Annotated in this window: 20 protein-coding genes; 13 read left to right on the top strand and 7 right to left on the bottom strand. The window is 69.3% G+C overall.

Translation table 11 applies throughout. From position 1 onward, the window contains the following. Nucleotides 1-139: 139 nt before the first annotated feature. From Aple_RS09100 to Aple_RS09075, 6 genes are all read left to right on the top strand, one after another. A complete protein-coding gene (locus Aple_RS09100) occupies nt 140-1,351 on the top strand; it encodes an ROK family transcriptional regulator (protein ID WP_155344059.1) in 1,212 nt (403 codons plus the stop codon). Between the two features lie 113 nt (nt 1,352-1,464). Then, nucleotides 1,465-2,310: a carbohydrate ABC transporter permease gene (locus tag Aple_RS09095; RefSeq protein WP_218038202.1), complete on the top strand. Its 846-nt coding sequence runs from the start codon at nt 1,465-1,467 to the stop codon at nt 2,308-2,310. Next, complete coding sequence (locus tag Aple_RS09090; protein ID WP_155344057.1) at nt 2,303-3,109, top strand: carbohydrate ABC transporter permease; 807 nt, start codon at nt 2,303-2,305, stop codon at nt 3,107-3,109. The genes Aple_RS09095 and Aple_RS09090 overlap by 8 nt, the downstream gene beginning before the upstream one ends. A 21-nt stretch (nt 3,110-3,130) precedes the next feature. After that, nucleotides 3,131-4,402, top strand: coding sequence for an ABC transporter substrate-binding protein (locus tag Aple_RS09085; RefSeq protein ID WP_155344056.1), 1,272 nt, complete (start codon nt 3,131-3,133; stop codon nt 4,400-4,402). A 53-nt stretch (nt 4,403-4,455) separates the two neighbouring features. After that, nucleotides 4,456-5,955: a glycoside hydrolase family 15 protein gene (locus Aple_RS09080; RefSeq protein ID WP_155344055.1), complete on the top strand. Its 1,500-nt coding sequence runs from the start codon at nt 4,456-4,458 to the stop codon at nt 5,953-5,955. Beyond that, nucleotides 5,952-8,225 carry a glycoside hydrolase family 31 protein gene (locus tag Aple_RS09075; RefSeq protein ID WP_155344054.1) on the top strand — a complete coding sequence of 758 codons (2,274 nt, stop codon included), beginning with the start codon at nt 5,952-5,954 and terminating at the stop codon, nt 8,223-8,225. The genes Aple_RS09080 and Aple_RS09075 overlap by 4 nt, the downstream gene beginning before the upstream one ends. Here Aple_RS09075 and Aple_RS09070 read toward each other — a convergent pair. After that, entirely contained in the window at nt 8,185-9,144 is a 960-nt protein-coding gene (locus tag Aple_RS09070) for an NADP-dependent oxidoreductase (RefSeq protein ID WP_155344053.1), read from the bottom strand. The genes Aple_RS09075 and Aple_RS09070 overlap by 41 nt on opposite strands. 145 nt (nt 9,145-9,289) lie before the next feature. On the opposite strand from Aple_RS09070, the gene Aple_RS09065 reads away from it, so the two are divergent. From Aple_RS09065 to Aple_RS09050, 4 genes are all read left to right on the top strand, one after another. Further along, nucleotides 9,290-10,159 carry a LysR family transcriptional regulator gene (locus Aple_RS09065; RefSeq protein WP_155344052.1) on the top strand — a complete coding sequence of 290 codons (870 nt, stop codon included), beginning with the start codon at nt 9,290-9,292 and terminating at the stop codon, nt 10,157-10,159. A 123-nt stretch (nt 10,160-10,282) separates the two neighbouring features. Further along, nucleotides 10,283-13,057: an AfsR/SARP family transcriptional regulator gene (locus Aple_RS09060; protein ID WP_170321358.1), complete on the top strand. Its 2,775-nt coding sequence runs from the start codon at nt 10,283-10,285 to the stop codon at nt 13,055-13,057. Between the two features lie 62 nt (nt 13,058-13,119). After that, nucleotides 13,120-13,548, top strand: coding sequence for a hypothetical protein (locus Aple_RS09055; RefSeq protein WP_155344050.1), 429 nt, complete (start codon nt 13,120-13,122; stop codon nt 13,546-13,548). A 147-nt stretch (nt 13,549-13,695) separates the two neighbouring features. Further along, nucleotides 13,696-15,279: a serine/threonine-protein kinase gene (locus Aple_RS09050; protein WP_170321357.1), complete on the top strand. Its 1,584-nt coding sequence runs from the start codon at nt 13,696-13,698 to the stop codon at nt 15,277-15,279. Nucleotides 15,280-15,316: 37 nt separating this feature from the next. On the opposite strand, the gene Aple_RS09045 is transcribed toward Aple_RS09050, so the two are convergent. From Aple_RS09045 to Aple_RS09035, 3 genes are all read right to left on the bottom strand, one after another. Further along, the gene (locus tag Aple_RS09045; RefSeq protein ID WP_155344048.1) at nt 15,317-15,721 is read right to left on the bottom strand and encodes a hypothetical protein; all 405 of its coding nucleotides are present in this window, start codon (nt 15,719-15,721) and stop codon (nt 15,317-15,319) included. Between the two features lie 217 nt (nt 15,722-15,938). Continuing rightward, on the bottom strand, nt 15,939-16,703 hold the full coding sequence (locus Aple_RS09040; protein ID WP_155344047.1) for a hypothetical protein: 765 nt from the start codon (nt 16,701-16,703) through the stop codon (nt 15,939-15,941). 7 nt (nt 16,704-16,710) lie between these two features. Beyond that, the gene (locus Aple_RS09035; protein ID WP_155344046.1) at nt 16,711-17,010 is read right to left on the bottom strand and encodes a hypothetical protein; all 300 of its coding nucleotides are present in this window, start codon (nt 17,008-17,010) and stop codon (nt 16,711-16,713) included. Nucleotides 17,011-17,063: 53 nt separating this feature from the next. Here Aple_RS09035 and Aple_RS09030 point away from each other — a divergent pair, with 53 nt between their 5' ends. After that, nucleotides 17,064-17,507 carry a tetratricopeptide repeat protein gene (locus Aple_RS09030; RefSeq protein WP_155344045.1) on the top strand — a complete coding sequence of 148 codons (444 nt, stop codon included), beginning with the start codon at nt 17,064-17,066 and terminating at the stop codon, nt 17,505-17,507. A 248-nt stretch (nt 17,508-17,755) separates the two neighbouring features. Here the strand turns inward: Aple_RS09030 and Aple_RS09025 are convergent, their stop codons facing one another. Both Aple_RS09025 and Aple_RS09020 read right to left on the bottom strand, forming a co-directional pair. Then, on the bottom strand, nt 17,756-17,914 hold the full coding sequence (locus tag Aple_RS09025) for a hypothetical protein (protein WP_155344044.1): 159 nt from the start codon (nt 17,912-17,914) through the stop codon (nt 17,756-17,758). Then, nucleotides 17,911-18,564 (bottom strand): DsbA family oxidoreductase, encoded by a 654-nt coding sequence (locus tag Aple_RS09020; RefSeq protein ID WP_155344146.1) that lies wholly within the window; start codon nt 18,562-18,564, stop codon nt 17,911-17,913. Before Aple_RS09020 ends, Aple_RS09025 begins: the two co-directional genes overlap by 4 nt. A gap of 146 nt (nt 18,565-18,710) precedes the next feature. On the opposite strand from Aple_RS09020, the gene Aple_RS09015 reads away from it, so the two are divergent. Both Aple_RS09015 and Aple_RS09010 read left to right on the top strand, forming a co-directional pair. Beyond that, nucleotides 18,711-19,310 carry a TetR/AcrR family transcriptional regulator gene (locus Aple_RS09015; protein ID WP_170321356.1) on the top strand — a complete coding sequence of 200 codons (600 nt, stop codon included), beginning with the start codon at nt 18,711-18,713 and terminating at the stop codon, nt 19,308-19,310. A 111-nt stretch (nt 19,311-19,421) separates the two neighbouring features. Continuing rightward, a complete protein-coding gene (locus Aple_RS09010) occupies nt 19,422-20,072 on the top strand; it encodes an HAD hydrolase-like protein (RefSeq protein WP_218038200.1) in 651 nt (216 codons plus the stop codon). On the opposite strand, the gene Aple_RS09005 is transcribed toward Aple_RS09010, so the two are convergent. Then, nucleotides 20,058-20,477, bottom strand: coding sequence for a hypothetical protein (locus Aple_RS09005; protein WP_155344041.1), 420 nt, complete (start codon nt 20,475-20,477; stop codon nt 20,058-20,060). The genes Aple_RS09010 and Aple_RS09005 overlap by 15 nt on opposite strands. Nucleotides 20,478-20,509 lie beyond the last annotated feature (32 nt).

The raw sequence follows: 20,509 nt of genomic DNA, 5'->3' as shown, positions 1-20,509 counted from the left end.
CCTGGTCACTCCCCCTGGACCACCACGGCCCAGATGGTCACATTTCCGGAAATCTCGTTGTGCGCTCCCTCTTGACGGGGTTTCCCGGTCAGGAATATCTTCACATCCGAATTTACTACCAAAGAAAGTCTACCTCCCCATGGCCGTACAGCGGTACAGCACAGACCGAGGCGATCTCACCCGGACGGCGATCCTGGCCTTGCTGGGCACGGTGGGGCCGCTGAGCCGGACCGAGATCGCCCGCCAGCTCGACCTCAGCCCCGCCACCGTCACCCAGCTCACCCGCGAGCTGATGGGGCACGGGATGCTGGAGGAGCTGGAGCTGGAGCCGTCCCGCGGCGGGCGCCCGGCGCAGAAGCTGGGGCTGATCGGGAGCGCGGGGCGGGCGCTGGGGGTCAAGGTGACCACCGACCACCTGGTGATCGTCGACGTACGGCTGGACGGCGAGGTGCTCGGCGCCTGGGAGCGGCCGGTGGACACCACGTCGCCGCGCGCGCTGGACGACCTGGTGGACGCCGTCGCCGACGCGGTGTCGCGGACCGCGGCCGATCCCCCGCTGCTCGGCATCGGGGTCGGGGTGCCCGGCAGCGTCGAGGACCAGGCGATCGGCACGGTGAACGCGCCGACGCTGGGCTGGCAGGCGACCCCGGTGGGAGACCGGCTGCGCCGCCGGCTGGACCTCCCGGTGCTGGTCGAGAACGACGTCAACGCGCTGGCCGCCGCCGAACGCCTGTACGGCAGGGGCCGTACCCACCGTGACTTCCTGGTCCTCACCATCGGGCGCGGGGTCGGCGCGGCGATCGTCACCGACGGCCGGGTCTACCGGGGCGCCAGGGGTGGCGCCGGGGAATTCGGGCACGTGCCGATGCTCGCGGCGGGGCCGGTGTGCGGGTGCGGTAACCAAGGGTGCCTGGAGTCCCTGGTGGGGGCGGCTGGGCTCGTGGGCGCAGCTCGTACCCGGATGGAGTTGCCCGAAGACGCGGGCGTCGCGGACGTCGGGCGGGCGGCGGCGGGTGGGGACGCGGCGGCGCAGGCGGTGTTCGCCGAGGCGGGGGCCGTGCTGGGGCGGGCCGCGGCCGGGCTGATCAACGTGGTGGATCCGGAGGTGGTCGTGGTGCTCGGGGAGGGGACCGCCGACTGGGCGTACTGGCAGGTGGGGTTCGATCCGGCGATTCGGGCGCATCTGTATCCGGGGCGGCGGGACATCTCGGTCGAGGTGGAGAGCTGGGATGACACCAGCTGGGCGCAGGGGGCGGCGGCGCTGGTGCTGGCGACGCCGTTCGACGCGGCGGGGGCGGCGGGCGAGCAGGGGCGCCTGGTCCGGGCCCGGCTGATCGGCTCGACACCATGACCGGCGCGAAAACAGCCGAAGTCAGCGCGAATCCCACAAGGAAAGCCGCCCCGGCGCATGCACGGTCGCATGCCGTGGGACCGCGCCGTTCCCGTTTGAGGTACGCGGGCACGGTGGCCCTTTTCCTGCTCCCCAGCGCCATCCCGCTGACGCTGTTCACGCTGATCCCGATGGCGAGCTCGCTGTGGACCAGCCTGCACGAGTGGAACCTGATCACCCCGATGCGCTGGGTGGGCCTGGACAACTACGTCGAACTGCTCGGCGAGGACCGGACCCTGGCCGCGTTCGGGCACACGCTCTACTTCATCGCCGGTTACCTGCCGCTCGTGTACGCCGGTGGGTTCGGCTTGGCGTTGCTGCTCAACCGGGCGATGCGCGGCCGGAACGTGCTGCGCGCCATCTACTTCCTGCCGGTGGTGACCAGCTGGGTGGTGGTCGCGCTGATGTGGAAGTGGCTGCTCAACCCGGCCAGCGGGGTGGTGAACTGGCTGATCGGCCTGGTCGGCCTGGAAGGGCCCGGCTGGTGGACGGATCCGACCTGGGCGATGCCGTCGATCATCCTGGCCTCGGCCTGGAAGGACCTCGGCTTCGTCATGATCATCCTGCTGGCGGGCCTGCAGGCGATCCCGCAGGAGTACCGCGACGCCGCACGAGTCGACGGCGCGACCGGCTTCAAGAGCTTCCGCTACATCACACTCCCCCTGCTCTCCCCCTCGACGTTCTTCGTCGTGGTGATCTCGCTCATCAACGGCTTCCAGGTCTTCGACCAGGTGCACGTGATGACCGGCGGCGGCCCGGCCGGCGCCACCACGGTGGTGGTCGAACAGATCTACGACCTCACCTTCAGGTACGGCAGGGCGGGCGCCGCCTCCGCCCTCTCCTGGCTGCTGTTCGCGGTCATCCTGATCGTGACGTTGATCCAGATCCGGGCCCAGCGCCGGTGGGTGAACTATGGGTAAGGTCCTGCGCGCGATCCCGGTGCTGCTCGGCGCGCTGGTGATGTTGTTCCCGTTCGCGTGGACGGTGGTCACCTCGCTCACCCCGGACGGCACGCTGCTGGTCTCGCCGCCCGACTTCACGCCGGAAGGCGCGGGCCTGGACGCCTACCGGCGGCTGCTGGAGGCGATGCCGTTCTGGCGGATCGTGTTCAACAGCGCCTGGCTCGCCGTCGCCTCCACCGTGCTCCAGCTGGTGACCAGCTCCATGGCCGCGTACGCCTTCGCCCGGTTGCCGTTCCCCGGCCGGAACGCGCTGTTCGCCGTCTACCTGGCCACGCTGATGGTGCCGATGCAGGTCCTGGTCGTGCCGCTGTTCCTGGAGATGCGGGCGTTCAACCTGGTGGACACCTACTTCGCGGTGCTCGCTCCGACGGTCGCCTCCGCGTTCGGCGTCTTCCTGCTGCGGCAGGCGATCGCGCAGGTGCCGCGCGAGTTCGACGAGGCGGCGGTACTGGACGGCGCGGGGCATCCGCGGGTGTTCGTCTTCGTGATCCTGCCGCTGATCCGGCCCGCGCTCGCGACCTTCGCCATCTTCGGCTTCATCGCCAGCTGGAACGCCTACCTGTGGCCGCTGGTGATCATCAGGTCGCCGGAGTTCATGACCATCCCGCTCGGGCTGGCCTCCCTGCACGGCCAGTTCACCACCGAGTGGAACGTGGTGATGGCGGGTTCGGTGGTCAGTGTCGTACCGATCCTCATTCTTTATCTCTTCGCCCAGAAACACGTCATCGCCAGCGTCGCGCAGTCCGGCCTCAAGTAATCCCCCCACGGAGGTACCACCATGAAGAGAACCACGAAGGCCGCGGCGGCGTTGCTCACCGCGGTGCTGGCCACCGCCTGCGCCCAGGGCTCGGCCACCCGGGACACCGGCACCGCGCCGGACGGCAAGGTGACGTTGCGCTACTTCACCTTCTCCGCCGCCCCCGACCACGTCGCCGACCTCGACACGATCGTGGCCGCGTTCGAGAAGGAGAACCCGCGCATCGACGTCGTCGTGGAGACGGCGCCGTTCGCGGACTACTTCACCAAGCTCCAGACCAGCATCGCCGGGAACACCGCGCCCGACACCTTCGAGCTCAACTACGAGAACTTCGTCACCTACGCCAGCGCGGGCTCCCTGCTCGACCTGGGCACCGCCGCCGCCGGCGACGACTACCAGCCCTCGGTGTACGCGGCCGAGTCGCTGAAGGCGTTCACCCATGGTGGCAAGCAGTTCGCCCTGCCCGCGTCGTTCTCTACCGTCGTGCTCTTCTACAACAAGTCGCTGTTCGACGCGGCCGGGCTGCCCGCGCCCACCGCCGACTGGACCTGGGCGGAGGAGAAGGCCGCCGCCGCCAAACTGACCGACAAGAAGAAGGGTGTGTACGGCGACTTCCAGCCGGTGCAGTTCTTCGAGTTCTACAAGACGCTCAAGCAGGCGGGCGGCGAGTTCCTGACCGCCGACGGGAAGAAGACCGCGTTCAACAGTCCCGAAGGGGTGAAGGCCGCGACCTGGCTGGTGGACAAGGTGGGTAACACCATGCCTACCGAGGCTGAGATCGGCGGCACGGCTGACTACGACACCAACCTGTTCAAGTCGGGCAAGCTCGCGATGTGGCACAACGGCATCTGGCAGTTCGCCGGGATGGCCGACGCGCCGTTCGAGTGGGACGTCGTGGTCGAGCCCGGCGACCAGACCAAGGCCAGCGCGGTCTTCCACAACGCCATCGCCGCGTCCGCCACCACCAAGCACCCGGCTGAGGCCTGGGCCTGGTCACGCTTCCTGACCTCCTCCCAGACCGCGGCCACCACCCGGATCAAGGCTTCCTGGGAGCTCCCGCCCATTTCTGACCAGGCGACCCTCGCCGGCTACCTGGACAACACGGCGAAGCCCGCCAACCGCCAGGCGGTCTTCGACTCGCTGGCGTCGATCGCCCTGCCGCCTGTCATCGCGCGCCAGCAGGAGATGCAGGACGCGATGACCGAGGAGCTGAGCAACGCCGCCGCCGGCCGCAAGTCGGTCCAGCAGGCGCTGACCGACGCCGCCGCCACCATCGACGGCCTGCTCGGCTGACGACCTGATGTCCGACACCACCACCGACGGCCTGCTCGGCTAAGGATCCGACCGTGAACGTAGGAAGCGACCTGACGCACGCGGACCTGGCCCGCCTGGCCGCGCGCAGCGTCGACCTGATCGACCGGCATCAGTCGCCCTCGGGGGCCTACCCTGCCAGTCCCACCTTCTCCGCCTACCAGGGCTACGCCTGGCTCCGCGACGGCGCCTTCATCGCCGAAGGCATGAGCCGCGTCGCCGACCCCGCGGGCCCGAGCGCCTTCCACGCGTGGTGCGCCCGCGTGGTCGGCGCCCGGTCCTCCCAGGTCACCGACCTCACCCGCCGCGCCTCCCGCGGCCTCCCCGTCACCCCCGCCGACATGCTCCCCACCCGCTTCACCCTCGACGGCTCCAACGGCACCGACGCCTGGTGGGACCACCAACTCGACGGGTACGGCACCTGGCTCTGGTCCCTCAACCTCCACCTGCGCCGCCACCCCACCGACATCCCCGGAGCCCCCGAAGCCATCCGCGTCGCCACCCACTACCTCACGACCTTCTGGCACCACCCCTGCTACGACTGGTGGGAAGAACACATCGACCAACGCCATGTGTCGACCCTGGCCGCAATCCATGCAGGCCTCCGCGCAGCGATCAACCTGGGTGCCCTGACCCGACCCCTCACCGAAGCTGCCGAAGAGGCCATCGACGGCATCTCCACTTTGATCTCGAAAGAGGGAGTAGTGGAGTCGGCCACGGCTCCGGGGGGCGTAACCGGTCAGGTCACGGCTCCGGGGAGCGCGACCGGCCAGACCATCACCCCAGGGAACGCAACCGGCCAGATCATCGCCCCAGGGAGCGAGGCCGAGGAGACCACCGCCCTGGGGAGCGTAACCAGCCGAACCACCGTCCAAGGGAGCGCAACCGGCCAGACCACTACCCCGGGGAGCGAGGCCGATCAAGCCGCCGCCCAGGGGAGCGTAACCAGCCAAACCACCACCCCAGGGAGCGAAGCCGGTCAGGCCACTGGGAGAACCACGATGCCGCGACTGCCAATTCGTCCGGCAACCACGGGGATAACGGGGGCGGGCGGAGCCCGAGGGGAAACAAAGGGCTGGGTGGGTGGGAGAACCCACCTCACCAAATGGCTGGGGTCGGATGCGGTTGATGGGAGTTTGCTGGCTTGTGTTGAGCCTTTTGGGCTCTATTCGGCAGACCACCCGGTGGCCGTGGGGACGGTCGCGGCGGTTGAGGAGTCCCTGGCCGATGGTTATGGGGTCTATCGGTATTTGGAGGACACCTTCTACGGGGGTGGAAGGTGGGTGCTACTCGCCGGGTTCCTGGGGCTGAACCATGTTGCCGCTGGTAGGCGTGGAGAGGCTATGGCGTGTTTGCGGTGGATGGCGGGGCAGGCCGACGCTGATGGGGAGTTGCCGGAGCAGGTTTCTGATCGGTTGTTGGCGCCTGGGCGTCGGCAGGAGTGGGTCGAGCGGTGGGGGCCGGTGGCCAGTCCGTTGTTGTGGTCGCATGGGATGTATTTGATGCTCGCGGATGAATTGGGAGTGGTCGCGTGATCCGGCATCGTCCGATGGGGTCGGGGCATCCGTACGCCGAGACCGAGGATCAGCGGGTGCCCGCCCGGCCGCTTGACGGGGAGAGCGTGGAGTTGCGGGTGCGGGCGGCGGCGAAAGTCGATGCCGTGGTGTGCGAGTGGGTGGCCGACGGGACGCCGATCGAGTTGCCCATGGAGAAAGCGAGCGCCGCCTCCGAAGGGACGAGCGCCGGGGATGGCGGGCATCTCGCGTCGGCTCAGGCCAAAGCGACGAGGGCGGCGGCCGCGGGCAGCTGGTCGGTTCGGTCACCGGTGCTGCGGGCCGGGTCACGGTACGCCTACCGGTTCCGGGCGGCCACAGCCGATGGTGCAAGCCGTACCTCCCGATGGTTTGAGGTGACGGCGGCGAGCTGGCGGGAGAGCGGCGGGAACCTGGAAGGGGCGGATCGGGTCGTTCCGGGAAGCGTCCGGTGGCTGCACGACGGCGACGGTGTCCTACGGGTGCGATTCGATATCGCGATAAATCCGGACGAGCACGTGGTCGGCTTCGGAGAACGCTTCGACGCCGTCGACCAGCGGGGCCGGACACTCGACGCGGTGGTGTTCGAGCAGTACAAAAACCAAGGAACACTAGGCCGCACATATCTGCCTATGCCGTTCTTTTTCGTGATCGGGCCAAACGGCAGCCACGGCTGGCACGTGCAGACCTCCGCACGAGTCTGGTTCGACGTCGGCGCCTCCGAACCAGGGCTCCTACGCGTCGAGGCGGAAACAAGCGGCGACCTCACGCTGCGCGCCTACGAAGGCTCCCCCACCGAAATCCTCGCCCAGTTCGTCAAAGACGTCGGCGCACCCGAAGAACTCCCCTCGTGGGTGTTCCGCCTCTGGGCCAGCGCCAACGAGTGGAACACCCAGGCCCGCGTACTCACCGAGATGAACCAGCACCGCGACCTGGACATCCCCGTCGGCGCCCTCGTGATCGAAGCATGGAGCGACGAATCCACCTTCACCGCGTTCCGCGGCGCCCAATACGACCCCACCGAACGCCCCCACACCTGGGCCGACTACAGCTTTCCCCCCAACTCCCCCTGGCCCGACCCCAAAGCCATGATCGACGAACTCCACGCCAGGGACATCAAGGTCATCCTCTGGCAGATCCCCCTGCAGAAGATGCGCCCCCACCCCACCGGCCAGGCCGCCATCGACGCCCGCCAACTCGTCGAGAAGGGCTACGGCGTGCGCGAAGCCGACGGCCGCCCGTACCGCAACAGAGGCTGGTGGTTCCCCCTCGCCCTGATGCCCGACCTGAGCTCCCAGGAAATCCGCGACTGGTGGACGGCCAAACGCCGCTACCTCGTAGCAGAGCTGGACATCGACGGCTTCAAAACCGACGGCGGCGAACACGCCTGGGGCCACGACCTCCGCTACGCCGACGGCCGCCGCGGCTCGGACGGCAACAACCTCGCCCCCGTCAACTACGCCCGCGCCTTCGGCGACCTCCTCCGCTCCTGCGGTAAACCCCCCGTGACGTTCAGCCGCGCCGGCTTCACCGGCTCCCAGGCACACGGCGCCTACTGGGCAGGCGACGAGGCCTCCACCTGGACCGCCTTCCGCTCCTCGATCACCGCCGGAATCACCGCCTCAGCCTGCGGCATCGTCTACTGGGGCTGGGACATCGCCGGCTTCTCCGGCCCGATCCCGGACGGCGAGCTCTACCTCCGCGCCGCCGGAACCTCCTGCTTCATGCCGATCATGCAGTACCACTCCGAGTACAACCACCACCGCCACCCCAACGGCGACCGCACCCCGTGGAACATCGCCGAACGCACCGGCGACACCCGGGTGATCCCAGTCTTCCGAAGGTTCGCACACCTACGCGAACGGCTCGTGCCGTACCTCACCGAACAGGCGAGAGCCGCCGTGCACGGCGGCGCCCCCCTGATGCGCGCACTGTTCTTCGACCACCCCACCGACCCGGAGATCTGGCGCTTCCCACTCCAGTACCAGCTGGGCGACGCGCTTCTGGTGATCCCGGTCACCGAACCCGGCGTCGACCAGGTGACCGGCTACCTGCCCGCAGGCGACTGGGTAGACGTCTGGACCGGAACGGAACACCAGGGAGCCCGAGAGGTCACGCTATCCGCACCGATCGAACACCCCCCGGTGCTGTGCCGCGCCGAACGCTGGACCGACCTGGCCGCGATCTTCTCGGACGCCGGTGCCGGCGGCCCGGAGCTGGGCGAGGCCGCGTTCAGCGCACCTGCAGCACGGTCTTGCCGCGCGGCCCCGTGACCTCGACGCCGCCGGCGAGGGCTCGCGGTGCCTCCTCAAGGGGGAGCCTCGCGCCGATGACGGGCCGGATGGTGCCTGCCGTGACGAGCCTGGCTAGCTCGGCGAGCCGTTCGGGCTTGCGATCGAGCCGGTAGTTCGCGGTGCGGATGCGCTGGTCGGCCAGGAGCTGCTCGTCCAGGCCGAAGGCGGTCGAGAACAGCGCCCCGCCGTCCCGTACGGCGCCGGCCAGGCTGCTGGTGATGGACCGGTCGCCGACGACGTCGAGGATCGCGTCGACTCCCCCGGGCGCGAGCCTGCGCAGGGCCTGTTCGAGAGGCTCGGCACCGCGGACGACGATCTCGGTGGCGCCGAGCCCTCGCACCTGCTCCGCGACCCGGGCGGAGGCCGTCGCGATGGTACGGATCCCAAGGGCCGCGGCGGCCTGCACCGCGAAAGTGCCCACGCCTCCCGTCGCACCGATGACCAGCAGCGTGCCGCCCTCAGGCACCCGCATGTGGTCGAGCACGCCGAGCGCGGTCATACCGGCGGTCGGGAGCGCGGCGGCCTCCTGGCTCGGCAGCTCGCCGGGGACGGCCGCCAGCGCGCCGAACGCGGGCACCGCCTGCACCACGCAGACCTCCGCGAACGTGCCGAACCGCAGCGGCTGGCTCCAGAACTGGCCGAAGACGCGATCCCCCACGCGGAACTCCGTGACGCCATCGCCGATCGCGGTCACGGTGCCGGCGCCGTCCATGCCGAGCGTGAGCGGGAACCGATACTCCCCCAGGCCCGCCAGCGCCCCGGAGGCGATGCCCATGTCCAGCGGGTTGATCGCCGCCGCCTCGATGGCGACCTGCACCTGGCCGCTGCCGGGCTCGGGCACGGGCAGCTCCTTGAGCGCCGGCGTGTCTCCGAAGCGCTCGATACCGATTGCTCGCATGCTCTCTCCATTCCGCGGTGGGCCCTCCGCCCAGCCGCCACGCCAGCCTGCGGGAACGGCGGGGTCTCACGGAATGACCGATCCGGCACCGACTAGGACCGAAAAGGCATCAATGACGATGCCGATCAGGCAATAGTGTGGAGGCATGGCAGCGGAGTCCCGACCCTTGCGGTACTTCGTCGCGGTGGCGGAGGAACGCAATTTCACCCGCGCCGCAGGACGACTCGGCATCGCCGGCCCCGCGCTGTCGCGAGCGATCCGCACCCTCGAAGCCGAGCTCGGCGTGCGCCTGTTCGAGCGCTCCACGCGAGTGGTGGAGCTGACCGAGCCCGGCGCGGTACTGCTGGCTCATGTACGGCCCGCCCTCGAAGCTCTCGACGCGGCGACCCGCCGTGCCGTGCGCGCCTCGGCACCGCATCGCAGCGTACTGCTCGCCGTCAAGGCCGATGCCGACGGCGGCCTGCTGGAGGACATCCTCGCCGCGGTGGCCACCGAGCCCGATGCCGAACCCGTCGCCGTACGCCTGTGCGGCTGGCGGGAACACACCCGCCTGCTGCGGACGGGCGAGGCCGACGCCGCCCTCATGTTCGAGCCCTACGACCCGGGCGGCATCGACACGGACGTCGTCGCGGTCGAGCCTCGCGTCGCGGCGCTGCCCGCCGACCACGCCCTCGCCAGGGCCTCCCAGGTACGGCTCGCCGACCTCGGCATCAGCCCCGAGCAGGTCGGCGAACGAGCGGAACGCGACATCGGCGAGCAGGGCGTGCACGACCTCGCGCAACTACTCGCGCTGATCGGCCTAGGCGCGACGATAACCCTGCTCCCAAGATCGGTCGCGGCCAGATACCCCCGCCAGGCGGTGGCCTACGTCCCCATCCAGGACTGCCCGCCCGCCCGGCTGGTCATCGCCTGGCCGGAGCGCTCCCGCAGCCGAGGCGTGGCCGCACTGGTACGCGCGGCGGCCGCCGTCGCCGAGTCGCGAGGGGTGGGCGCGACCGCCGAGGCGTCACGGTGAGCGGCACCGGGCAGGGCAACGTTTCCGCGTACGTGACGCATGCGCCGATCCGGCAACTGGAGCACGATCGGCTGGGAGATCCGGTGGCGGAGCTCCGGCGAGGCATTGTCAAATGTGTACATCATGGATTTCAACCTCCTCGGCCCGCTCGAGGTCGTGGACGGCGATCGGGTCATCCCCATCCGGGTACCGCGCCATCGCGCGGTCCTCGCCGTACTCGCCCTTGAAGGGGGACGCCCCGTCTCCCTCGAGCTGTTACAGGAGGCGCTGACGGGTGGCCGGGAGATCACCACCGGCGTGATCAAAGTCTACGTCAGCGACCTGCGGAAGATCCTGCCGAGGGATCTTATCGAGACCGTCCCGGCCGGATATCGGCTGCGGGTCGAGCCAGACCGGGTCGACGTGTGGCGCTTCCGCGACCTGGCCGGCCGTCGGGACGAGGATCCGGTCACCCGCGTCCGCACCCTGGAGCAGGCGCTGGACCTGTGGCGCGGTCCGGCGCTGGCCGACGTGGAGTCCGATCACCTGCGGCGGATGGAGGCCGCCGCGCTGGAGGAACAGCGCGCGGCCGTGGAAGAGGAGCTCTGCGACGTCCGGATCGGGCTCGGTCACCACCGCGAGTGCGTCGTCCAGCTCAGGAATCTTGCCCGCCGGTATCCGCTGCGGGAGCACGTCCACCTGCTCCTGATGGTCGCCTTGTACCGCTCCGGCAACCTCGGCGAGGCGCTCTCCCACTACCACCGGGTGCGGCAGGTCCTGGCCGAGGAACTCGGCGCCGAGCCGTCCGCCAAGCTGCGCCGAGTGCACGAACGCATGCTCCGCGAGGACCCGGCCCTGGACGCGGAGGAGGTCCGCACCCCTTCGGAGCTTCCCCCCGACGACCGCTCCTTCGTCGGCCGACGCGACCTTCTCGACGGCTTGTCGGCCGCGATCGCCCGCGGCCCCGCGCACGGGCCGCACCCCATCGTCCTGTACGGCCACGCGGGAGTGGGCAAGTCCGCGCTCGCCGTACACACGGCTTGGCGGTATCGGGCGCGGTTCCCCGGGGGCCAGCTGTTCGCGGATCTGCGCAGGCAGCCGGACGCGGCCGGGACGCTCGCCCGGTTCCTGCGCGCGTTCGGCTACCCAGGCGGCTCGATCCCCGCGACCATGGAGGAGCGGACCGCGGCCTACCGGACGCTCACCGCGGACCGCAGGCTCCTCGTCCTGCTCGACAACGTGACCGACGAGGAGCAGGTCCGCCCGCTGATGCCGACCGGCCCGGGCTCACTGGCGATCATCACGAGCCGCTCCGCGCTGGCCGGGCTGGCCGGAAGCGAGCCGTTCGAGGTCGACGTCTTCACGGCGGCTGAATCCCGTGAGCTGCTGGAGCGGATGGCCGGGCGGGCACGGGCCGAGGCCGACGGCGAGGCCACCGCGAGGGTGCTCAACGCCTGCGCCGGGCTGCCCATCGCGGTCCGCGCGGCGGCGGCGCGGCTTGCGGCCAGCCGGGACCGTTCCGCCCAAGGGCTGGCCCGGCGGCTGCGTGACGAGACCGCCCGCCTGGACGAGTTCCAGGCGGGCGACACCGGGGTTCGGCCGCTGCTCAGCCTGGCCTACGAGGGCCTCGACGCCCGGCCGCAGGCGCTGCTCGCGCGGCTGACCGCGATCACCGCCCCGAGCTTCGCGGCCTGGATCGCGGAACCCCTCGCCGGCGGGCCGACCTCCCTCGACGGGATCGCCGAGCGCGGCCTGCTGCAGCGGCTGGCCTGCGACGACGCCGGCCAGGACCGGTTCCGCATGCACGAGCTCACCCAGCTGATGGCCCGCGAACGGCTCCCGCCCGAGGACACCGCGCGGGCGCTGTCCCGCCTCGCGCGGGTGGCGCTGGCCCGGGTGCGGGCTGCCGTCCTCCCGCTGACCTCGGAGGGGTTCGGGGCAAGCCCTGGTCCGGAGGCGGTCAGCATGGGCACGACCGAGATCCGTGACTCGATCGAGTGGCTGGACGCCGAGCTCGGCTTTCTTACCGCGCTGGTGGCCGACCTGCACGACCTGCCCGGACACGCGTGGCGGCTCGCGCATGCCCTGACGCCTTTCCTGGAGGCACGCCACCAGCAGGACGAATGGCGGACCGTCAACCGGCACGCGCTCGCCGCCGCACGTGCCGACGGGGACCCGCTCGGTGCGGCGCTGGTCCTGCGCGATCTCGGTGACCAGCAGCGGGCCGAGCGCAACCTCGCGGGCGCGATCGAGACCTACCAGTCGAGCCTCGGGCAACTGATCCGGTACGGCGATGCCGTGGAGCGCGCACGGGTCCTACTCCGGCTCGGTGTGGCCCGGCTGGACCAGTCCCGGCTCGAGCAGGCGGAGCGCTCGCTCGCCCAGGGACGGGCCGAGTTCCGCGGTTGCGGCGACCGGCGCGGAGAGGCCGCCTGCGTGCGCGCGCTCGGCGTCGTCCGGCACCGGGCCGGGGACCAGGAAACCGCGCTCGCCTGCCTTCTCAGCGCGCTGCGTTCGGCCCGCGACCTTGGCGACCGCTACGGCCAGGCCGCCTGTCTGCATGCCCTGGTCTCCGTACGGCTGGCGCGGGGAGAGGTGAGCGCGGCGCGCCAGCATGCGGAAGAGGAACGGGACCTGGCCGACCACCGCCTGCGTGACCTGAGATTGACCGCGAACGCGCTGCTCAGCATGGCCATGGTCCTGGCGGCACAGGGCGATCCAGAGGCCGGGGAGCACGCGGGCGAGGCGGCCAGACGCCTGCGCGCCCTGGGAGATCGATGCGGGCACGCATGGGCGCTCACCACGATCGGCGACATCACCGGCCGAGCGGATGAGCTGGACCTGGCCTACTCGATGTTCGGCGAACTCGGCGACCAACACGGCCTCGCCGAGACTTCACGCAGACTGAAACGATCCTGAACCCCTCTGCTCGCACTCTGTCCATGACGCGGGAACCGCCCGCGCAGAGGAAGGACAGAGCGATGAGACGCATCCTCCACCTGCTCGCGACCATCACCCTGACCGTCGGCCTCATGGCCGGGGCCACGGCCGGCGCACAGGCCGCCACCGCCGGGGCACCCACCACCGCCTTGGGCCTGACGTCCTTCGGGCTCGACTGCGGCCACTGGTACAACGCGACGTGCAACCTCTATTTCAGCCGCAGCCTCACCCGCAAGCTCGCCAAGCTGCCGTCCATCGGCCGGTCGTCCCTCGGAGAGTGCAACAAGCTGTCCGACTGGAAGGCGAAGGCCGCCTGCTTCGGGCTCGTCGTCGTGGCCAGGTCCGTGCAGAAGACGGTGAAAACCGCCGCCAAGAACAACCAGTGCCTGAAGATCCGCTTCCAGAAGGCGGCCCCGGCCGTGATCGTCGGATGGTGGCCCTCGGGCAGCCAGAAGTACTGCAAGAACTGAACCGGACGGTTCGAGGTGATGGCGTGGGGACCACGCCATCACCATTTCCTGATATATGGCCACTCAACGGGTGGATGGGAGATCCTTGTGTCGAATTGGACGCGACCCGTTGCGTCCGGGCGCCGACACCGAGGGTTGGAACCGACCGTGCCCGAACAGCCGTCCCGAATCGGGGGCTACCGGATCGTGCGGCGGTTGGGACAGGGCGGGATGGGGATCGTCTATCTCGCGGAGGCGGAGTCCGGCGCCCAGGTGGCGCTGAAGGTGATCCAGGGCGAGTGGGCCCGCGATCCCAGGTATCGGCGCAGATTCCAGCGTGAGGTGAGGATCCTCCGGCGGGTGGCCGACTCCGCGCGGTTCTGCACCGTGCCCATCCTGGACTCGGGGACCGATGGGGACCGCGCCTACCTCGTCACCGAGTTCGTGGACGGGCAGGATCTGGCCGAGCGGGTAGCCCGGGACGGCCCGCTCACCGGGTCCGATCTCCTCGACCTCGCCACCCGGATGCTGGTCGCGCTGGAGGCGATCCACGCCGCGGACGTCGTGCACCGCGATCTGAAGCCGGGAAACGTCCTGCTGGGCCCCGACGGGCCGAAGGTCATCGACTTCGGCATCGCCCAGATGGCGGATCCGTTCACGCTCACGACCACCCTCGTCGGCACCCCCGGCTACATGTCGCCGGAACAGGCGTTGGACCACCAGGTGACCTTCGCAGCCGACGTCTTCTCGTGGGGCGCGGTCACGGCGTTCGCGGCGACCGGCCGCTGTCCTTTCGGGGAGGGCAGCTCACCCGCCGTCACTTTCCGGGTGGCGTACGAGGAGCCCGACCTGGAGGGCGTCGACGGGCGTTTGCGCGACGTGATCGCGTGGGCGCTGAACAAGGCCCCGGAACGCCGCCCGACTCCACGCGAACTGTACGCGGCGCTCACCGGTGAGCCTGGTGACGTGGTGATCCCCGCCGACAGCGGGTGGACCGTGCCGGACCCGCACCTGCCGCCCGGGCCTTCCGGCCGCCCGCCGGCGGGCGGCCGCCTGGCCAAGCGGCTGGCGGGGCCGGTCGCGGTGGTGCTCGCCCTGATGGGCGTCTACTTCCTGACCGGCCTCCGTGAACTCCTGGGCGAGCCCGGCTGCGCCGACCCCGGTGAGACCCGGGCCCTGCCGCTCTCACTGACGGACTTCGACACCACGAGGAAGGGCCGGGTGGCCGCCACGGAGGACGGCTGGACGGTCACGTCCCCGGGTGGTTACACCTGGACGGGCGTCCACGGGCGGCTGCCCGCCTGGTGTCGCCTCCAGGTCGATCTGGACGTCCAGGTGAAGGGACCGACCGAGGAACCCTACCTGGGCATGGGCTGGGGGTACGGCATCGGCGTATGCTCCCGCTTCGACGGCAGCCAGCCGCGGGGACTGTCCCTCCAGTACGCCTTCTACCAAGGGGATGAAGCGCAGGAGAACCACATCAAGGTGGTACGCCTGCCGGCCGCGAACGCCCATCCCGGCGCCCAACCCGCCGATCCTCCCCAGGGCCTGGACCAGGGCACCCACCACTGGCGGATCATGTTCGACCAGGGCAGGGTGGCCTACCAGCTGGACTACGGCGTGATCCAGACCTCCTGGTATCCGGTCACCGGCGACCCGCCGCTGCTGGCCGACTGCCTGGACAGCTCGTTCGTGCTCCGCTCCTGGCTGGCCGAGGTCGAGGTACGCAACGTGACCGTCAGCCCCGGGTGAACGCGATTCTGGGCCTCGACTGCCCCGAATCGCGGGCCTACTGTCGGCGGAAGGAAAGGAGCGTCATGAAACTCATCACGATCGCCTCCGTGCTCCTCGCCGGCGCTTCCTGGCTCGGCGTCGCCCCGATCGCCCCGATCACCGCGGAAGCCCAAACGGCCTGCTCATGGACGCTGGTCGCGCCGGGACAGAAGAAGACGGTGAGCAAACGGATCATTCGCCTGCAGAAGTGCGGCGGAAGCATCCGCGCGACCCTGACCGGCGGCCGGGCCGGAGACGTGGTCAGGCTCGAAATCCGCGCTGGCGCCGCGAAGTCGGCGAAGGTCCGCAGCGGACGGACCACGGCGATAACAGCGTCGCTGGCCATAGGCTCCCGGCAGGCGAGATCCTGCGGCACGCCGGCAAAGGGAAGCAAGTCCTGCACGGCATGGTGGCCATCCACGTCGGGCGGTCCTCCACCGACAATTCCATGATCGAGTACAGCTCCCGCACGGTCGGCGGCCTACGTGCCGGCCATAGTCGAACCCAAGTCCGACGGCGTGAGCGAGTTTCAAGACTCAGCAATTGCCAATTCACGTGCCGGTACGGCAGCTGAGGTCCGCGCATGGGCACGACGGCAGGGGCTACCGGTGGCGGCCACGGACCGGATCCGGGAATGCTTACGATTCCGGTTCGGTGTCGAGGAGTTTGGCTGCGGCATGCGGATCCATGAGGGTGGACCAGATCTGCTCGTTTCCGATCAAGGACCGGTCGGGCATCCGCGGCTCGGGTGCCCAGCTTTGCGGGTCGCAGCCAGGTACGAGTTCCAGAACCAGAGCCACAAGATCGGTAGGTACAGGGCCGGTGATGCGGACCGCGCAGTAGGTCTCGTGCCCGTCATCGGCCCGAACCTGGATGCCGATCACACTGGTGCCGAGGTCGGCACTGTGCTCATGGCCGTCGTGGAGCGAGGAACAGGTGAGCGTGTGGATCGCCTGCCGCAGGCGGCGTAGCGCGCGGACACCGCTTTCAGCTTGATAGCGGACGCGATCCTCTTCCGCGGGCAGCAGATGCCCGACATAGGTGGCGGCGGTGATCGCCTCGGCGTGCACGGTGTTGTAGCGGGCACGGGCGGCCTTCGCGTCGGCTTCGAGTGCGGTATAGAAGTCGTCGACGGCGCCGTCCTCGCGGGTGCCCGCGGCGATGATCCACGCTAGGTCCGCTTCCAGCCAGGCGGCCGCACGCCAGCGCTGGATCTTCACCTTGAACAGGATCTGATCGGTGATCACGCGGATCCGCTCGCGCGAAGTGGCGGCGTCGGCGAACTGGGCGGATGCTTTGGCCAGCACCGGGTGGTCGATCTCGTCGAGTGGATCGTCCACCGGTGGTACCGGCAGGCGCAGATCATCGCGAAGGGCGCGGAGGGTGGGACGGGCTCGCCGCATCGCAGGATCAGTCCTCCCGGGCACCACCGACGGCGTTGATCTGCTCGGCGGTGAGGCCGGTGAGCAGGGCGACGCGGGCGAGGTTGGAGCCGTCGAGCTTGCGCATGGACTCCATCATCCTGGAGCGGATCTCCTCGCGCCGTAGTTCCAGATAAACCCGGACTGCTTCGGCGACCAGGTCCTTCTTCGTCAGGCCGAGGAAGTGCGCACCGTCGGAAATCAACTGATCGACCTCGGGGTCGACCTTCAGCGGAGCGGTGGTCCGGCTCGGCTTGGCAGGCGCACCGGGTCCCGTTGTCGTAGCCATCGAATACCTCCTCTGGTACCACATGGTACCGACTCTCCGATGGAATCTCCAGATTGGAGGCTGACCCTTCGTCATCCAGCAATCACGCAGCGCAAGCCCTCGGGCGCCACCAGGAAGCGGTCGCAGTTGCCGCACACGCTCTCGAGCTTGCCAGACAGGCCAAGTACTTCGGCGGGCAGCCGGACCTCGACCCGCCCATCCAGGCCCTGGTCGTGCAGTCCACATCGCTCTTTGAGCTGAGTCCCTTCGAGGGTACAGCCGCCGCGTCCAGGCAAATCCTTCGCCACCATCCCGATGGCATCAGCCACTGGTTCGTGTTGACTCGGTCTCTCGCCAGTCCGGAACAATGGGCCGAGGCCCTCGAAGCGGTGAATCGGTGGATCGAGTTGGATTCCAGCCCGACCGCGTGGTCGTACAAGGCGAAGGCGCTGCTCGAGCTGGGGCGCTATGAAGACGCCGGCCGGGCCGGTGAACCGATGAACTCGTTGCGGCCATGACCACAGATGCCTTGATCTCCTGGCCATCACCTACGACCAGGGAAAACTCGTGCACCACCTCCGTGGACGCAACCATGCGTCGCCACGGCATGATGATCAGCCACGGCGATTCCGCGAGTGCCGGTGCGTCTCCGACTCAGCGATGACCTCCCTTTCAATCCGAACGGCGCAAGTTCACGGCGCCTGGAGTTCCGAGAGTGTGCCGCTGCTCCCGTCCGTCTCGTTGAACGCGATGCCGCCGAGGCGGGTCATCGTGCAATCGCCTGGCCGAGCTGGGGCGATGGCGGGGACGGGAGCAGGCAGGCGTCGCCTTCGCACAGCGCCGCGTCGGTGTCGCCGAGTATCGTCAGCAGGCCCGTCGGTTCGTCGGGTTCGGGGGTCTGATCGGTTCTCGCGGGGCTGCTCATGCCGCGTTCTCCTTCTCGTCATGCACCTTGGTCAATACGTCGGCGAACGTCGTGGATTCCTGGGCGCCGGAGACGGCGTACTTGCCGTCGAAGACGAAGAACGGCACGCCCCGGATGCCATACCGTGCGGCCTGCTGCAAATCGGCCTGCACATCCGAGAGGTGCTCGTCGCTGTTGAGCGATCGTACGACGTCGTCGCGATCGAGACCGATCTCCGCGGCGAGGTCCGCGAGGTCGCTGACGCGGCCTACGTGGCGGCCTTCGGTGAAGTAGGCCGCCATCAGCCGTTCTTTCATCTCCGCCTGGAGTCCGCGTGTCTTCGCATAGTGCAGCAGTTCGTGCGCCCTGAGGGTCTTGGTCATCTTGAGCTGGCCATAGTCGAACTCGAGTCCGACGGCGTGAGCGAGTTTCAAGACGTGCTGCTCCATTTCGCGCGCCTGCGCCAGAGGGACTCCCATTTTGTGCGCGATGAGCTGCACGTGACTTTCTTCGACGTCCTCGGGTGTGTCGGGGGCGAGCTCGAAGGAGTGGAACTCGACCTCGACCGGCAGACCGGACGCGGCGACGGCCGCCTCGAACTTGCGCTTGCCGATGTAGCAGAACGGGCACGCGATGTCGGACCAGATGTCGACCTTTATGGTGCTGACCACGGCTGCCAACCTCGCTTCTCCCGGACTTGTGTCGCCGGCGCCTGCCGATCCCGCGGGCGCCGTGGTAAGTTGAGCTTCGCCTCAAGTTACCTTCCGTACCGTAGCACCAACTTGAGGAGGCCATCAAGTTAGGGGGTGAGACCAGCGTGGCGCCTACGAGCGGCAAGCCGGCGTTGCGCCGTGACGCTCGGGAGAACCTGGAAAGGCTCACGGCGGCGGCGGTGAAGGTGTTCCTGGCTCAGGGTTTCTGCGCCCCGCTGGAGGAGGTGGCCCGTGCCGCGGGGGTGAGCATCGGCACTCTCTATAACCGGTTCGGCACCCGCGAAGCGCTCATCGACGCCGTGGTTCCGGTCATCGCCGCAGACCGTACGGGCAAATTGGCGGCGGAGGCGCAGGCGCAGCCCGACTCGTGGTCGCGGTTCCGGTTCTACGTGACGCGCCTGCTCGAGCTCCAGGCCGCTTCTCCCCCGGTCGACGACATCATGGCCCGCCGCTACCCCGGCTCGCAGGAGCTGACCAACCAGTGCGACCACGCCCTCGCCCACGCCACCCGGTTCATCGAGGCGGCCCAGGCCGACGGCCGTCTGCGCGGGGACTTCCGAATCGCCGACCTGACCGCCATGTTCCTCGCGAACTCCGGCATCCTGCGCGCGGCCACGACAGTCGAGGATGACGCCTGGCGGCGACACCTCGAGTTCGTTCTGGACGGCCTACACGTCGATCCCGCCAGCCGCGGGACCGGATAGACGGGCGGGATCTTGTCACCGGGCTGCCGAAGACCGCCGAGATCAACCGGACCGGCCGCGACGGACACGGTCATATTGACGCCGAGGCCGATGAAGGATGGACTGCCACACGTGAGCAGCGGACGCTACTGTCTTTTCGACCTTGATGGCACCCTGACCAACCCGGAGACCGGCATCATCGACTCGATGCGCCACGCCCTGGCGGCGGTCGGGTCGCCGGAGACGGATCAGGCGCTTCTCCGTTCGCACATCGGCCCTCCCCTGCAGGACGTGTTCGTCCGGCTCGGCGTCCCGCCTGAGCGTCTCGGCGACGCGGTGGCCGCGTACCGGCAACGATTCACTGAATCCGGAATGTACGAGAACGAGATCATTCCCGGGATCCCCGACGTGCTGACGTCCCTAGTGGCCGCCGGCTGGACACTCGCAGTGGCAACCTGCAAGCCGACCGTCTTCGCGGAGAAGATCCTCGCGCATTTCGCGCTGGACAGATTCTTCACATTCGTGGCCGGGGCGACTCTGGACGGGTCCCGGCGGCACAAGGCCGACGTGATCAGACACGCGCTCGGCGCGCTCGGCGCCCCGCCCGAGGCGACCGTCATGATCGGCGACCGCCGCGAGGACGTCGCGGGCGCGGCGGAATGCCGGGTGCGCAGCATCGCCGTCACCTGGGGATTCGGCGACAACGCCGAGTTCGGCGAGCCGGGCGTCCTTGCTGTCGTCGACACGCCGGTAAGCCTCCTTGAGGTGCTATCGACAGCGTGACCGTGCCAGCTCTGAGCAGGATCTGGTGAGCATGGCTGCGCGTGCATGAGGCGCGGCGGTGGTGAACCGGGCCACCGGCTGGCCGACCAGCACGACCGCCGCTGCGAACGCGGCGACCCCGAACGCCAGCAGGTACGCCGACTCGAAACGGCCGAACGTGCGGGCGGGCGTGAAGAACTTGGCCTCCAGGTTCCACACGTCGATGTCTGGCCGCCCCGACACGCGGGCGAGCCCGGCCTGGAACGCGGGCAGGTCGGCTTCGCCGTTCTTCAGTCGGACCAGGGCGTTGACATACGCCTTGAAGCCGATGAGGTGATCGGAGTACTTCGCGCACCGCCCGCGCGAGCGAACAGGCTCACGTACCAGCTCGTCAAGAAGGTCGCCAAGCTCGCCAAGGACATCCACCGCAGGGCCGTTTAACCCCTCGCTTCCAGGGC

The organism is Acrocarpospora pleiomorpha, from assembly GCF_009687885.1.
GTDB lineage: Bacteria > Actinomycetota > Actinomycetes > Streptosporangiales > Streptosporangiaceae > Acrocarpospora > Acrocarpospora pleiomorpha.
This window is presented reverse-complemented; position numbering and strand designations above follow the sequence as displayed.

What these genes read in the sequence shown, in the direction of transcription:
- Aple_RS09100 (WP_155344059.1), top strand. Translation starts at nt 140, where the DNA reads ATGGCCGTACAGCGGTACAGCACAGACCGAGGCGATCTCACCCGGACG.
- Aple_RS09090 (WP_155344057.1), top strand. Translation starts at nt 2,303, where the DNA reads ATGGGTAAGGTCCTGCGCGCGATCCCGGTGCTGCTCGGCGCGCTGGTG.
- Aple_RS09085 (WP_155344056.1), top strand. Translation starts at nt 3,131, where the DNA reads ATGAAGAGAACCACGAAGGCCGCGGCGGCGTTGCTCACCGCGGTGCTG.
- Aple_RS09070 (WP_155344053.1), bottom strand. Translation starts at nt 9,144, where the DNA reads ATGCGAGCAATCGGTATCGAGCGCTTCGGAGACACGCCGGCGCTCAAG.
- Aple_RS09065 (WP_155344052.1), top strand. Translation starts at nt 9,290, where the DNA reads ATGGCAGCGGAGTCCCGACCCTTGCGGTACTTCGTCGCGGTGGCGGAG.
- Aple_RS09060 (WP_170321358.1), top strand. Translation starts at nt 10,283, where the DNA reads ATGGATTTCAACCTCCTCGGCCCGCTCGAGGTCGTGGACGGCGATCGG.
- Aple_RS09055 (WP_155344050.1), top strand. Translation starts at nt 13,120, where the DNA reads ATGAGACGCATCCTCCACCTGCTCGCGACCATCACCCTGACCGTCGGC.
- Aple_RS09040 (WP_155344047.1), bottom strand. Translation starts at nt 16,703, where the DNA reads ATGCGGCGAGCCCGTCCCACCCTCCGCGCCCTTCGCGATGATCTGCGC.
- Aple_RS09035 (WP_155344046.1), bottom strand. Translation starts at nt 17,010, where the DNA reads ATGGCTACGACAACGGGACCCGGTGCGCCTGCCAAGCCGAGCCGGACC.
- Aple_RS09025 (WP_155344044.1), bottom strand. Translation starts at nt 17,914, where the DNA reads ATGAGCAGCCCCGCGAGAACCGATCAGACCCCCGAACCCGACGAACCG.